Here is a 13,417-nt window from a genome sequence, read left to right as displayed (position 1 = left end):
CCTCGTCAGTGAGTGAAAGACAGCCGGATGACAAGTCACCCGGCTGTAGGGGTTAGTTCTGATTAACGTAAGAAGTGTTACCTGAACCCGATTGCTGAACGTAGGTCACAGCATTGTTGTGCGTCTGACCGACGCTGCTGAAGTTCGACGCGTTGGTCTGAGCCACTAAGATAGCGGACTCATTAGCACTTTGATTCACGTAGGACTTATTCAAGCCGACAGATTGCTGGACATCAACAACGCTTTTGTTGCCCGCCTGGACAATATCAGAGAAGTTGAAGTTGCCGCTCTGTGCTACAGAACTTGAGTTACTGGTGCCGGATTGTTTAACGCCGGAATTATTGCCCGTGCCGTCTTGTGACACCACGATGGCGTTACCCGAGCCCCCCGGCTGCTGTGTGGCTGAAGAGAGGTTGTTGGCACCTTTCTGAGTCACGCTGATTGAGCTCGTTGTCCCGTTCTGCGTTGCCACAGATTGGTTACCCGAGCCATACTGGTTCACGAATACTGCACTTTTGGTCGCGTTCTGGTTAACAGTGGAGCTACCATAGTTGCCGTACTGATGGACATCAATAACGGATCCGGAGGAGCTTGCCTGATTCGCCAGCGAGAAGTTGCCGCTACCCGGCTGGTAAATATGGATAGCCTGATCCCATTTACCGCTTTGCGGAACGATAGGGGCTTTGGCCGCAATCGTCGGGATGTCCGGAAGCGTAACGCCGGAGCTCCCCCCTGCAGGAGGCCAATGACCACCGCCTTTATCCTCATCCCCAGCGACGGCGACACCAGAGACTAACAACGATGACAAAATAACAATTTTCCACGTTTTCATTGAGATACCCCATAGGTTTAGAGATTGGTTAATCAGGTAAAACACTAATTTTGGGTAATACGAATTGCCATTCCTGCCGAGTTTTGCACAACGGCCGCGCCGCGGCTTGTGCCTGTTTGATTAATCTGCGTAATATTGCCAACGCCTTTGCTGACAATTTCCGCAGAGTTATCAAAGCCGGTTTGCGTAATATCCGCCTGGTTCCCCGTTCCAGCCTGTACTAAGACGGCTGAATTGTTCGTCCCTGATTGGCTCACCGTGGCGTTATTACCGTTACCGTATTGTGCTATTGCTGCGCGATTATTAAATCCATTCTGGTTTAATATCGCGCTGTTATATCCACCTACCTGCGAAATAGAACCATAAATATGCGAGCCAGACTGTGTAATAGACGCAGTGTTATTACTGCCGTGTTGGCCAGTAATGGCAACCATATCGTAGCTGTGACGATAATTGTTCAGCCCTGCAAATTCAGCGCTGGCAAGATCGCCTCCCGCAGTAGTGATATATGAATAGCCCAATAAGGGTATTAATAATAACCACTGTTTCATAATGGCACCTAGATTTAACCGAGGTTAAGGTCAGGCGTTAAATCAGCCAGACCTTAACCCGATAATGGATTAGGGAATGAAACTGATTTATGGATTGAGTATGTCCGAGAGGGATATCTCTGTTTTTCGCCTGGATGGCGTATTTTGAAAATGGGCGTCAGTCATTAGTATGAGAATATAAGGATGAGAAGCGAGATGCGGCAAGGCTTAAGCGCTCAGGCTGACAATGCGGCGGTACCGATCGTGTTGCAGTCGCGTCAGCTTTACACTCTGATGGTAACCTGCCTGTAGTAAGGTTTACCGGCGGCACGAAAAATTGACATATCGGCCAGCGGTTGTTGGTGACTGGCATACTTTGAGGTCCGCGATGTTTAAATACGTCATTAACTGCGGCTGCTGTATGATATAGCGAGAGCCTATTTTTCTCTATTAATCATGAAGAAAGGTGGAATTTTTTGTAATAAAATGACATGTTCTAGTTACATTTTGAAACACAAATAGTCCTTGCTATAAAAATGGCAATGTCTAGATTGAACAGTATTGCAGCACTTGGGAAACAAGCGCGCAACGCGTGCTTAATACCTTTTGGTCATACTTATTAATTGTCATACTTATTAAATCAGCAACTACACAGAACAGCGACCCTTTCTGTATATGCAGCCTTTTGTGCATTGCAGAAAGGGCTCGCGTTCCGAGCAGCAAGCGGGATGGGATTACATAATGCCGAAAGAAACTGAACCGGTTTATAACGATATTTTGTTGTTAATAACCAGGCCGTCATTGCAGGCTACCGCCCTGGTCCACCAACTCAAAACTTCATTAACGATTAATGTTAAAATACAGAATATTCAAAAATCGCTCGACCAGCCGAATGCCGAGCGGATTCTGGTGCTTTTTGATCTTAGCGAGTCGGATAGAAAAAGAACGCTGCTGTGGCAGAGTGAGCTTCGACGATTACGCGAGAAGGTGAAAGTGCTGCTGATCAATATGCCAGATGACTATCAATTTCATGAGGTTGAAACCTGGCTTGGGATCAGTGCCGTATTCCAGCTTTCCGTTGATGAAGCCACGTTGGTCGGCGGTATCCGTAATGTCATAAACGGCGGCTGCCATTTCCCCCACGATCTTACCAGCTATCTTATTAATCAGTCAGGCAGTTATCGGTATCATGACGATACCAGCGGGCTGACACAAAGAGAAAAAGATATTCTTAATAAACTGCGAATGGGCGCGTCCAACATTGAAATTGCCCGTCTGTTGTTTATCAGTGAAAACACGGTAAAAACACACTTATATAATCTATTTCGAAAAATAGCAGTAAAAAATAGAACGCAGGCGGTTACCTGGGCCAACGAAAACCTTAGACGCTAATCATGAAATATCTGATAGTCATAACAGTATCTTTTATGATGCTGCTGGCGCCGTGCGCCAGTTATTCTGCGGAAATAGAGGTGCCGGGGCTGGTGACCGATAATACCGTTACCCGTGTCGGCCACGATTTCTATCGCGCATTTACCGATCGCTGGGAGGAGGAATATCCGGGTTCGATTACCATTAATGAGCGTCCCAGCGCCCGATGGGGCAGTTGGATAACGATTAAGGTCGATCAAGATTTACTGTATCAGACATTTTTATTTCCGAGCAAAAACGACTTTGATAAACAAGTTAATGTCGCACTCGCTGCCGTTTATGAGGCTTTGCAAAAACGCGCCATTAATAAGGCTTTATTAAATACCGGCGACTTAACCAAAGATGAGTTCTAGGAGCGTACGATGAAAGTGCTTTCTTTAATTCTTAGTATTGGTTTTTTATCTACCACAGCCCAGGCTGGGAACCTGACTTTCCAGTTTATTAACCCTAATTTTGGCGGTAACCCCAATAATGGCTCTTTTTTGTTATCGGAGGCTAACGCGCAAAACTCCTATAAAGATCCTGATGCTTACGACTGGAGTACTTCGTCATCAAGCTCCACGCTTGATAATTTCACTTCCGCTATCCAATCGCAGCTGCTTGGCAGCCTGATGGGCAACCTGTCCACCGGCAAGCCTGGGCGGCTGGTCACTAAAGATTTTATTGTTGATATCACCAATACCGACGGTCAACTGATGATGAATATTCTTGATCGCTCAACCGGGAAATCCTCCTCTATTCAGGTCAGCGGCCTGAGCAGTATTTCAACAAATTAATCAGTGGCGGGATGCTGAGATGAAAAATATAACCGGCGTAGTGGTCATTTTTATGAGTCTGTTGATGCTGACGGGCTGTATTACCTCTTCCCCTAAACAGGCTGCAAAACCAACGCTGTTGCCGCGCTCGCAGAGTTATCAGGACTTAACGCATCTGCCGCCACCGCAGGGTAAACTGTTTGTCTCCGTTTATAATATCTCGGATGAAACCGGGCAATTTAAGCCTTACCCGGCGAGTAACTTTTCAACCTCGGTCCCGCAGAGTGCCACGGCGATGCTGGTTTCGGCGCTAAAAGATTCCAACTGGTTTACTCCACTGGAGCGTCAGGGGCTGCAAAACCTGCTTAATGAGCGCAAAATTATCCGCGCGGCGCAGGAAAACGGCACCGTCGCGGAGAATAACCGCAGTCAGTTGCCGTCGCTGGTGGCGGCAAATATCCTGATTGAAGGCTCGATTATCGGTTATGAAAGTAACGTCAAGTCGGGCGGGGCGGGAGCGCGGTATTTTGGCATTGGCGCGAGTACGCAGTATCAGCTCGATCAAATCGCCGTGAACCTGAGGGTGGTCAACGTGAGCACCGGCGAAGTGCTCTCCTCAGTGAACACCAGCAAAACGATTCTCTCCTACGAGTTCCAGGCAGGGGTCTTCCGCTACATCGATTATCAACGCCTGCTGGAAGGCGAAGTGGGGTACACGGTCAATGAACCGGTGATGCTGTGCCTGATGTCGGCCATTGAAACCGGCGTCATCTATCTGGTTAATGACGGGATCTCGCGCAACCTCTGGCAGCTGAAGAACGCCTCAGACATCAACTCGCCGGTACTGGAAAAATACAAGAGCATTGTCGTTCCCGACATTTCCTGACACCCGCTGCCGGGCGAACGCTATCCGCGTTCGCCGTCGGCCTCGCGCCATTCGCCGTTGCCGAGGTTATCCAGCGTATAGCCGCCCATGGCATAGCGAATCAGGCGCAGCGTCGGATAGCCCACGTGGGCGGTCATCCGCCGTACCTGGCGATTACGCCCTTCATACAACGTCACCTTCAGCCAGGCCGTGGGGATCGACTTACGCTCGCGAATGGGCGGGGTACGCGGCCACAGCCAGTCGGGGGCGTCGACGCGCTCGACACCGGCCGGCAGCGTGGGCCCATCATTAAGCGTTACGCCATCACGCAGCGCGGCCATCGCTTCTTCCGTTGGCTCACCTTCGACCTGGACGTAGTAAATTTTGCCCGTCCGCTTACCCGGCTGCGTTAGCCTGGCCTGTAAGGCTCCGTCGTTTGTTAACACCAGCAACCCTTCGCTGTCGCGGTCTAGACGTCCGGCGGCGTACACATTCTGTACGGGAATAAAATCTTTCAGCGTGCTACGGCCCGCTTCGTCGGTAAATTGCGGCAAAACATCATAGGGTTTATTGAACAGTATAACGCGTTTTGGTTGGTTATCCCGGCGCGGCTTAGCGGCTTGTTTTGAGCTGAATCGCTCAACCCGGTGTTTTCTAAAAGAAGTTTTAATCATAGTATTTTCAGGCTTTATAGATTCGCGCATTATAGCCTAAGAACGAGAGTCTTTCATGGCGCCAAACAATCAGGTAGTATTGACAGGCTTATTACAAAACATTAACAAAAATGCTCTAACTCTTTGTGTTGCAGGAAGACGGTAAGACAGTGCATCTCCAGACTCGGTGGAGTGGGTGTAGTAGCGGCAAGAACCTGTGGCGTAAAGGATGACGAGCACACCAGTAGCGCTCGAAGGAGAGGTGAATGGAAAGCAAAGTAGTTGTTCCGGCGGAAGGTCAAAAAATCACCCTGAAAGACGGCAAGCTGAATGTGCCACACAATCCGATTATCCCATTTATTGAAGGCGACGGTATCGGCATTGACGTGACTCCGGCAATGCTTAAAGTGGTTGATGCCGCTGTTGAAAAAGCCTACAAAGGCGAGCGTAAAATTTCCTGGATGGAAATTTACACCGGGGAAAAATCCACTCAGATCTACGGCCAGGACGTATGGCTGCCAGCAGAAACGCTGGATCTCATCCGCGATTACCGCGTTGCTATCAAAGGCCCACTGACCACGCCAGTTGGCGGCGGCATCCGTTCTCTGAACGTTGCGCTGCGTCAGGAACTCGACCTGTACGTGTGTCTGCGCCCGGTGCGTTACTACCAGGGCACTCCTAGCCCGGTGAAACACCCAGAACTGACCGATATGGTTATCTTCCGTGAAAACTCAGAAGACATCTACGCGGGTATCGAATGGAAAGCTGACTCTGCAGACGCTGAGAAAGTGATTAAATTCCTGCGCGAAGAGATGGGCGTGAAGAAAATTCGCTTCCCGGAACATTGCGGTATCGGCATTAAGCCGTGCTCCGAAGAAGGGACCAAGCGTCTGGTACGTGCGGCGATCGAATACGCGATCACCAACGACCGTGACTCCCTGACTCTGGTGCACAAAGGCAACATTATGAAGTTCACCGAAGGCGCGTTTAAAGACTGGGGCTACCAGCTGATTCGCGACGAATTCGGCGGCGAACTGATCGACGGCGGCCCGTGGCAGAAAATCAAGAACCCGAACACCGGTAAAGAGATCATCATTAAAGATGTGATCGCCGATGCGTTCCTGCAGCAGATCCTGCTGCGTCCGGCGGAATACGACGTGATTGCCTGTATGAACCTGAACGGCGACTACATCTCTGACGCCCTGGCGGCGCAGGTTGGCGGTATCGGTATCGCACCGGGCGCGAACATCGGTGACGAGTGCGCGCTGTTTGAAGCCACCCACGGTACTGCTCCGAAATACGCAGGCCAGGATAAAGTGAACCCAGGTTCCGTGATCCTCTCCGCTGAGATGATGCTGCGCCACATGCAGTGGTTCGAAGCCGCAGACCTGATCGTCAAAGGCATGGAAGGCGCTATTGCAGCTAAGACCGTGACCTATGACTTCGAACGTCTGATGGAAGGCGCTAAGCTGCTGAAATGTTCAGAGTTTGGTGACGCGATTATCGCGAACATGTAATCCAGATTCTGGATTAACAATCAACGGGAGCCCATGCGGTTCCCGTTTTTTTTGACCGTACCGCTGCTTTATTCACTCACCAGCCAGAACTCAGCCTCGTCAAACATTTCGGTGACCACTCTGCTGATCTGCTCTTTTTCGTGTTTGCTGGCGTCGGTATTGATAGCTGGCAGCGTCATCATCGGCTTAACCCGAACTTCTGCGTCGGGAAAAACGGTGTGCACTCTCTTGCTCAGCTCTTCCAGGATTCTCTCTTTCGCGCCGGGTAAACCTTCAAAATTCCGTTTGTCATAGACGAGTTCCACAAACATGCTGCTGCTCCGATAACTGTATAAAACAACAGTATATATACTGACAGTGTGAACCGTGTCAATGGTATTTAGCGATCAAAAAACCCCGACATGCGGGGTTTAACATCATCTATGCGCGCGATAACCACGACACCGTGCGGCTACAGCGCTTTGCCGCCGATCTTGTCCAGAATCGCATCCGGCTTCGCGCTACCCAGAATTACCTTCGGTGGGTTATCCAGCACAATCATCGTTGGCGTCAGCTGAATGCCCAGACGCTCGGCCAGAGCAGACTGTTTGACCACCTCGTCTGAACAGCTGGCGCTGGTTTCATTATTCGGGAGAAAGCCAGCCATCGCACCTTGCAGGCTTTTCTGGCGATCGTCCGAGCACCAGACGCGGCCCATATCTTCAATGACGGAGTCGCGAATAGAGGGGGGCGCGACGGTCAGAAATGACATGGTCAGCCCGGCGTCGTTGTAGCTTTTAATATTCTTGACCACCTGCGAACAGAAAGTGCACTGGTTATCAATGAATACCAGCACCTTGTGTTTTTCATCGGCGGCGGTAAAGGTGACAGGGGTTAATTCAGGCAGAGTGCGGTCGAGATCCTTAAATGCTTCTGCGGTGCTCTCATCGGCGCTGGCCGGGGCATCAGCGGAAAAAACGCTAGAACTCATCGCCCAGACGACTGGCAGGGCAATCAGCGGAATTACTTTCACGGTATACCTCATTGGATAATGCTCAGGATCGTCAACGGCGTCTACGGATGATATTTTCGCATCACCTGTAAAACGCTGTGACTGTAGCGGATCGGAGTATCGTTGAGCAATGATTATTTTTTGTACAAAATGAGATTGGCGAGGAAGCCGTTCTGTCATCTGGAATCGACGCGAACATTACGGGTATAATCTTGCAAAATTTATCAATGAGTTTAGAGCGAAGATGACAAAACTGACCTTACAAGAGCAGATGCTGAAAGCGGGGCTGGTCACCAGTAAAAAAATGGCGAAGGTGCAGCGCACGGCGAAAAAATCGCGCGTTCAGGCCCGCGAGGCGAGAGAGGCGGTAGAAGAAAATAAGAAGGCCCAGCTCGAGCGTGACAAACAGCTGAGCGAGCAGCAGAAACAGGCGGCGCTGTCGAAAGAGTACAAAGCGCAGGTGAAGCAGCTGATTGAAATGAACCGCATCAACGTTGCCAGGGGCGATATCAACTTTAACTTCACCGACAATAACCTGATCAAAAAGATGGTGGTGGATAAGTTGACGCAAACGCAGCTGATTAACGGTCGTCTGGCCATTGCGCGGCTGGCGACTAACGCGGCGGGTGAAAGCGAATATGCCATCATTCCGGCGGTGGTGGCGGAAAAAATTGCGCAGCGTGACGCCTCCAGCATCGTCCTGCACAGCACCCTCAGCCAGGACGTTCAGGACGAGGACGATCCGTACGCAGACTTCAAAATTCCTGACGATCTGATGTGGTAACCCGCTGCGGATTAGAACGGGCTGGCACAACAGGCGTCGATCTTTTCGCCGCTCACGGGGTGCGTAAAGCACAGTTCGCTGGCATGCAGCATCAGACGCGGCGTCTGTTCTGTGCCCGGTAGTACGCGGCCGCCGTACAGGTCGCAGCCTAAAATCGGGTAGCCTAGCAGCTGGCAGTGAATGCGGAGCTGGTGGGTGCGGCCGGTTTCCGGCACCAGTCGTACGCGGGTGAGCGGCAGCCCGTCGTGATACAAACGCGTCACGACGCGATAGCGAGAACGCGCGGGCTTGCCGCCGACGGCGGAAATCGACATCAGCGGGAAACGCGCCGGATCTTTGGCAATCGGCGCATCAATCACCCCCTCGTCATCGCGCAGATACCCGCACAGCAGGGCGCTGTAGGCCTTGCTCACCGCACGCTGGCTGAACTGCTGGCAGAGGGCGGCATTGATCTCCTTACTGCGGGCGATGACCATCAGACCGGATGTGCCGAAATCCAGGCGATGGACCAGCGTGCAGCCGGGAAATTGCTGAACCAGACGATAGTGTACGGAATCGAGGTTCTGCGGATTTTTCCCCGAGAGGCTGAGCAACCCGCTGGGCTTATTGATAATCAGCAGATGCGCGTCCTGATGAAGTATCTCTATTTGCTCATGGCAGGGTGGGGCAATAAAGGTATCGACAATGGTAGACATCAGGCTGCACGGCTGGAGAATGGGAGCGGATGATACCCAATTTTTGGCCAGCAGGCGAATCCGCACGTTCGCACGGCAGAAATTTATCATCCACACTTAAGCCAAAGACATAGTCTGCGCGGGCATTGTGCATTACACTGCGCGCTGCAAAAATTAAGTTGATAAACGATTAACCAGGCGGTAACGGCGATGAACGGAACAATCACAACGTGGTTTAAAGATAAAGGCTTTGGATTTATCAAAGATGAAAACGGCGACAATCGCTATTTTCATGTGATTAAGGTTGCCAACCCTGAGCTGATTAAAAAAGATGCTGCGGTAACCTTTGAACCTACGACCAATAACAAAGGGCTGTCGGCCTATGCGGTGAAGGTGATACCGGATAGCAAGTACATCTATATCGCGGGTGAGAAGCTGAAGCTGACCTCTATCAAATCTTTCCTGGTCTATAGCGAAGAAGTGCCCGCAGAGACCCGTATCGACAAAGAAAACGCGGTACTGTCGGTTGGCCTGCTGATGAACAGCATCAAACCGAAGTCCGAAGTGAAACCGGGTGAAATGCGCACGCTGAAGAAACTGGCTATTACCACCTTCCAGGGCACGACGCTGATTTTCTCAGAAGATGAAATCGATATAGAAGACACGGTAAAAATGCTGAAAATCTAGTCTCAGCGTTGAGTGATAAAAGGGGAGATCGCTTAATGCGTATCTCCCTTTTTTGGATATTTGATTACGTAGGACTAATAATATTTTCGGCGTGTAAAAGCTGGTTATCTTTAGACCAGTAATAGCGATTCACTTCCCCAACGTCCACCACCCATTTAAATACACCCGCTCTGGCTAACTCCCGACAATACTGGTCGAAAGAGGTGATGCCACTGAAATGTCGTCTGGCGGCGATTTTAGTTAAGCAGGTACTGCCACCGGCGCTCACTTTAATTAAGCTACGATGACTCTTCATTGAAACGTAAGAATCAGTGGTTGTTACAATTTTGACATTGCCGGTTGCGACGAAATAAATGTAATAAGAGATGTTGTTTTGTTTTAACTCTGTTAAGAATTGCAGGAAATCTGACTTGCACCTGACCTGCTCAAATAAGTCACAGAGCATTTCACTAAATTCCATTTCTGTCCTCTATGTATGCCTTTTATAACATTGATGTTATTTATTATTTTGTGTGTGCTGTGCTGGAAATTAGTTGATACGGTTAATCAATTAAAAAACTAATAGTTAACCATTGACATCTTAGTGGCTTCGAATGAATTGGAATAGTGTTTCAATTGTTACGAGGTGTTGCATTGTCGCGCCGATTTTGATGGCGCACCTAAGGCTATACCCCTACACTAAGGCTGTAATCATAAGGAGAGCACGATGTTAGAAGGGTACTTTGATCTTGATGGCGCGACCGGCGTGGACGCCGCTGAAAACCACAAGCGCTTACTGGCCGTACAGGCCGCTCTGGAGATTTCCAAAGCGTCCGTTTCAGCTTCCACCGCAAATTCGGGGATCCGCTCCCAGATGGACCTGCGCAATGTGTCTCAGGAAGTGGCGGCACTGGCAGACGCCATTCAGGACGCGCTGGAGTCTGAGGCGTAATACATTAATACCGCCTTCGGGCGGTTATTAACATCGGATCCATTACTCTATTTTAACGCTTATTTTAGGCCTGACGTGATGTCAGGGCATATTTCTCAATGTCCATGACGGTAATGATCCCGCAGCGTGTTTTTAACCTACGGTGATAAATCATATGGACAAATAGCCGGTAGCTAATCGGTATTTATAAGCGTAATTACGGCCAGATGGGGAAGCGATCATTAAACCGTGGTGGGTCGCTGTCGACGTAACAAGTTGATGACCCGTGCTTAACATGCACATTCGCGCGAGAAGGGGCTTTTCCTTCTGCGCTCAGGTGGTACACTGAAAATGTGATGTTAATCATGACCTGCGTAAAAACGAAAAAGAGATACTGCTATGCAACATATCATTGAAGGGTTCCTCAACTTTCAGAAAGAAGTTTTTCCTCAACGTAAGGAACTCTTCCGCAGCCTGGCCTCTAGCCAGAATCCCAAAGCGCTGTTCATCTCCTGTTCAGACAGCCGCTTAGTTCCCGAGCTGGTCACGCAACAAGAGCCGGGGCAGCTGTTTGTCATCCGTAACGCCGGTAATATCGTGCCTTCCTTCGGCCCCGAGCCGGGCGGGGTATCAGCAACGATTGAATACGCGGTTGTCGCCCTGGGCGTAACGGATATTGTTATCTGCGGTCACTCTAACTGCGGCGCGATGAAAGCCATCGCCACCTGTCAGTGCCTGGAGCCGATGCCGGCCGTCTCGCACTGGCTGCGCTATTCCGACGCGGCTAAAGCGGTGGTCGAGAAGAAAACCTTTAATAACGAAACCGATAAAGTCAACGCGATGGTGGAAGAGAACGTCATCGCTCAGTTGAACAATATCAAAACGCATCCGTCGGTGGCGGTTGGGCTGCGCGACAACGCGATCCGCCTGCACGGCTGGGTGTACGATATTGAAAGCGGTGAAATTCGCGCGCTGGATAAAAACAGCAAAACCTTCGTGTCGCTGGCCGATAACCCGGACGTTTTCTTCGAGTAACCGATGACAAGCGCCGCGTTCTGCGGCGCCAGGCGTTACTTGCCGACCAGCCGCAGTTTTCCGCGTTTCGGTGAACGGTGCGGCAGCATAGGGTTGGTTATCAGAAACAGAAAAGGGCGCCAGGCCATGACATGATCCTCTCGTGATGACTGTTTTAAACATGGCAAAACGGGAGAAAAGGGCGCTAAAACAAAAGTATGAATCCGCGCTCTTGCCTGATGCATTCGGTTGAGAACGATAAAAGGGAGCCTGAACCGGCTCCCTTTTTCATTCAGACGGCGCTACCAGCCGCAAACGTCGTGCTCGTTTTCGGTATCGTACGCGCGAACGGTGTTGATCAGATCTTTGACCACGTCAGCGGCAACATCTGGGACCAACAGCGCCATCGGCGTCTCAGTTTCATAATCGACAGAAATACCGTTGCTATTGTTGGTGACGGTCACCGTATAGGTTGCCTTGCCCATGATTGTTACCTCTTATGCGAATTAACCACTTTGCCCAGACCGGTACCTTCAAGCTGGGCATCAGGATCGGCAAAGAAGTCGATATTAAAATAAGTGTCGTCAGTCAGTAGCTCGATACGATGCCACTTCTGCGGTGGTGAAATGCCGAAGGAACCCGCTTCAATCACCACCTCAAGGTCTGGCTCGGTGGCGTCGGCGTCAGGGAAGCCGAAATAGCGCACCGCACCCTGCATCACGGACAAACGACCGTAGACGTGGGCTTTGGTGTTGTGATGGGTGAACAGGGCTTTCGGCGCGGTGTCTTTATTCCAGAACGGGGTCGAACGCGAATGAACAAAATTCTCGGGAATGCGTAACATAGATGGCTCCTTACTACATCACCATAGGGCTCTATAGGGATTTCAGCACATCAGCTTCGACAAAGAAGTCGATGTTAAAGACGGTATCGTCGGTCATCGTTTCGATGTAATGCCACTTCTCCGGCGGGAACACGCCAAAATGGCCGGCGTTGATGATCAGCTCGCTCTCCGGCTCCGGCGACGTTTCGCTGGCAAAACCAAGATAGCGCACCGCGCCCTGATGCACGGACAGACGTGGATATACCCCCGGGCGCGTGCCCTTATCAAGATGGCGCTGAAAAATACCGGCGGGCGCCGTGTCTTTGTTCCAGAACGGAGTGGAACGGGTATGAATACAAGTGTGCGGAATGCGTTGCATGTTTTCCCCCTATACGTTGAATGTATTAAATCACAAATCCAGAGCGCTGTTCACCATAAAATGCATTTTAAATGCATCTTTCGTTAAAGGTTAAATGTTTGTGCTTTTCTCCCAGGTTATTGTCTAAATGTTGCAACAATAAATATTCATTTCATGCTTCATTAATGTTACAAATACAGCGAAATATCGTGAAGTCAGCGTCGGGAGGATGCGATGATTCTGGAGAAACTGCGGACGCCAAACGGCAAAAAGTTCCTGCTGTCCGCTTTTGTGGTGTTTATGATTGCCGCGGTGGTGGTCGGTCGCGCCACTTTTGGCGGTGTAGTGCGTGAGTACAATTTGCCTTATGCCGATTGGACGACCAGCATGTTTGTACTGCAAGGGGCGATGGTGTTTGTTTACAGCTGCATTTTCACGCTGCTGTTCGCTATCCCGCTGGGTTTTTTCTTCTTAGGCTCAGATAACCAGCGTTAATCCTTTTGTGCGGGCATTGCGCCTGCACGCTCATTTCTTATTGTCTTTCCGGCAAGGACCTGACACGATCAAAATTCACGCTTGCGGAAGATCTCATC

General features: G+C 50.3%; 20 protein-coding genes. 10 read left to right on the top strand and 10 right to left on the bottom strand.

All coding sequences use genetic code 11. The annotated features are described in order from the left end of the window. Window positions 1-52: 52 nt before the first annotated feature. Window positions 53-832 (bottom strand): hypothetical protein, encoded by a 780-nt coding sequence (locus ACK5JN_RS16145; RefSeq protein ID WP_416871102.1) that lies wholly within the window; start codon window positions 830-832, stop codon window positions 53-55. Window positions 833-876: 44 nt separating this feature from the next. Beyond that, complete coding sequence (locus ACK5JN_RS16140; protein WP_416871101.1) at window positions 877-1,383, bottom strand: curlin; 507 nt, start codon at window positions 1,381-1,383, stop codon at window positions 877-879. A gap of 720 nt (window positions 1,384-2,103) precedes the next feature. Between ACK5JN_RS16140 and csgD the strand changes: the two genes are divergently transcribed. The 4 genes from csgD to csgG are packed head-to-tail and all read left to right on the top strand — an operon-like array spanning window position 2,104 to window position 4,434. Further along, window positions 2,104-2,754, top strand: a complete 651-nt coding sequence (csgD, locus tag ACK5JN_RS16135) for a biofilm master transcriptional regulator CsgD (RefSeq protein WP_416871100.1) — start codon at window positions 2,104-2,106, stop codon at window positions 2,752-2,754. Between the two features lie 2 nt (window positions 2,755-2,756). Continuing rightward, a complete protein-coding gene (csgE, locus tag ACK5JN_RS16130; RefSeq protein WP_416871099.1) occupies window positions 2,757-3,146 on the top strand; it encodes a curli production assembly/transport protein CsgE in 390 nt (129 codons plus the stop codon). A 9-nt stretch (window positions 3,147-3,155) separates the two neighbouring features. Then, window positions 3,156-3,569: a curli production assembly/transport protein CsgF gene (gene csgF / locus ACK5JN_RS16125; protein ID WP_416871098.1), complete on the top strand. Its 414-nt coding sequence runs from the start codon at window positions 3,156-3,158 to the stop codon at window positions 3,567-3,569. A 19-nt stretch (window positions 3,570-3,588) separates the two neighbouring features. Next, window positions 3,589-4,434, top strand: a complete 846-nt coding sequence (csgG, locus tag ACK5JN_RS16120; RefSeq protein WP_416871097.1) for a curli production assembly/transport protein CsgG — start codon at window positions 3,589-3,591, stop codon at window positions 4,432-4,434. A 20-nt stretch (window positions 4,435-4,454) separates the two neighbouring features. Here the strand turns inward: csgG and rluE are convergent, their stop codons facing one another. Further along, window positions 4,455-5,117 (bottom strand): 23S rRNA pseudouridine(2457) synthase RluE, encoded by a 663-nt coding sequence (gene rluE, locus ACK5JN_RS16115; RefSeq protein WP_416871096.1) that lies wholly within the window; start codon window positions 5,115-5,117, stop codon window positions 4,455-4,457. A gap of 215 nt (window positions 5,118-5,332) precedes the next feature. Here rluE and icd point away from each other — a divergent pair, with 215 nt between their 5' ends. Next, window positions 5,333-6,583, top strand: coding sequence for an NADP-dependent isocitrate dehydrogenase (icd, locus tag ACK5JN_RS16110; RefSeq protein ID WP_065356324.1), 1,251 nt, complete (start codon window positions 5,333-5,335; stop codon window positions 6,581-6,583). Window positions 6,584-6,651: 68 nt separating this feature from the next. Here the strand turns inward: icd and ACK5JN_RS16105 are convergent, their stop codons facing one another. Continuing rightward, the gene (locus ACK5JN_RS16105; protein WP_416871095.1) at window positions 6,652-6,894 is read right to left on the bottom strand and encodes a DinI-like family protein; all 243 of its coding nucleotides are present in this window, start codon (window positions 6,892-6,894) and stop codon (window positions 6,652-6,654) included. A 140-nt stretch (window positions 6,895-7,034) separates the two neighbouring features. Next, window positions 7,035-7,595, bottom strand: coding sequence for a thioredoxin fold domain-containing protein (locus tag ACK5JN_RS16100; protein WP_416871094.1), 561 nt, complete (start codon window positions 7,593-7,595; stop codon window positions 7,035-7,037). 223 nt (window positions 7,596-7,818) lie between these two features. Here ACK5JN_RS16100 and ACK5JN_RS16095 point away from each other — a divergent pair, with 223 nt between their 5' ends. Continuing rightward, on the top strand, window positions 7,819-8,358 hold the full coding sequence (locus ACK5JN_RS16095) for a DUF2058 domain-containing protein (RefSeq protein ID WP_416871093.1): 540 nt from the start codon (window positions 7,819-7,821) through the stop codon (window positions 8,356-8,358). Between the two features lie 11 nt (window positions 8,359-8,369). Here the strand turns inward: ACK5JN_RS16095 and ACK5JN_RS16090 are convergent, their stop codons facing one another. Further along, window positions 8,370-9,053 carry an RluA family pseudouridine synthase gene (locus ACK5JN_RS16090; RefSeq protein WP_416871092.1) on the bottom strand — a complete coding sequence of 228 codons (684 nt, stop codon included), beginning with the start codon at window positions 9,051-9,053 and terminating at the stop codon, window positions 8,370-8,372. 189 nt (window positions 9,054-9,242) lie between these two features. Between ACK5JN_RS16090 and ACK5JN_RS16085 the strand changes: the two genes are divergently transcribed. Next, window positions 9,243-9,719 (top strand): cold-shock protein, encoded by a 477-nt coding sequence (locus ACK5JN_RS16085; protein WP_416871091.1) that lies wholly within the window; start codon window positions 9,243-9,245, stop codon window positions 9,717-9,719. 64 nt (window positions 9,720-9,783) lie between these two features. On the opposite strand, the gene ACK5JN_RS16080 is transcribed toward ACK5JN_RS16085, so the two are convergent. Next, entirely contained in the window at window positions 9,784-10,179 is a 396-nt protein-coding gene (locus tag ACK5JN_RS16080) for a DUF1398 family protein (protein ID WP_416871090.1), read from the bottom strand. 246 nt (window positions 10,180-10,425) lie between these two features. Here ACK5JN_RS16080 and ACK5JN_RS16075 point away from each other — a divergent pair, with 246 nt between their 5' ends. Beyond that, window positions 10,426-10,650 (top strand): hypothetical protein, encoded by a 225-nt coding sequence (locus ACK5JN_RS16075; RefSeq protein WP_416871089.1) that lies wholly within the window; start codon window positions 10,426-10,428, stop codon window positions 10,648-10,650. A gap of 378 nt (window positions 10,651-11,028) precedes the next feature. Then, window positions 11,029-11,664 (top strand): carbonic anhydrase, encoded by a 636-nt coding sequence (locus ACK5JN_RS16070; RefSeq protein ID WP_416871088.1) that lies wholly within the window; start codon window positions 11,029-11,031, stop codon window positions 11,662-11,664. Between the two features lie 281 nt (window positions 11,665-11,945). On the opposite strand, the gene ACK5JN_RS16065 is transcribed toward ACK5JN_RS16070, so the two are convergent. Genes ACK5JN_RS16065 through ACK5JN_RS16055 form a run of 3 tightly spaced genes read right to left on the bottom strand, consistent with a single transcriptional unit; the run spans window position 11,946 to window position 12,845 of the window. Then, complete coding sequence (locus tag ACK5JN_RS16065) at window positions 11,946-12,128, bottom strand: DUF1869 domain-containing protein (RefSeq protein ID WP_416871087.1); 183 nt, start codon at window positions 12,126-12,128, stop codon at window positions 11,946-11,948. Window positions 12,129-12,133: 5 nt separating this feature from the next. Continuing rightward, complete coding sequence (locus tag ACK5JN_RS16060; protein ID WP_416871086.1) at window positions 12,134-12,487, bottom strand: DUF1971 domain-containing protein; 354 nt, start codon at window positions 12,485-12,487, stop codon at window positions 12,134-12,136. Between the two features lie 31 nt (window positions 12,488-12,518). After that, a complete protein-coding gene (locus tag ACK5JN_RS16055; protein WP_416871085.1) occupies window positions 12,519-12,845 on the bottom strand; it encodes a DUF1971 domain-containing protein in 327 nt (108 codons plus the stop codon). 213 nt (window positions 12,846-13,058) lie between these two features. Between ACK5JN_RS16055 and ACK5JN_RS16050 the strand changes: the two genes are divergently transcribed. Beyond that, window positions 13,059-13,319: a DUF2534 family protein gene (locus ACK5JN_RS16050; RefSeq protein ID WP_416871084.1), complete on the top strand. Its 261-nt coding sequence runs from the start codon at window positions 13,059-13,061 to the stop codon at window positions 13,317-13,319. Window positions 13,320-13,417: the final 98 nt, after the last annotated feature.

Origin of the sequence: Kluyvera sp. (genome assembly GCF_047971185.1) — a bacterium.
In the GTDB taxonomy this organism is placed as follows: Bacteria; Pseudomonadota; Gammaproteobacteria; order Enterobacterales; family Enterobacteriaceae; genus Kluyvera.
Note: the sequence above shows the minus strand (reverse complement) of the source record. Positions and strands in the feature narration are given on the sequence as shown.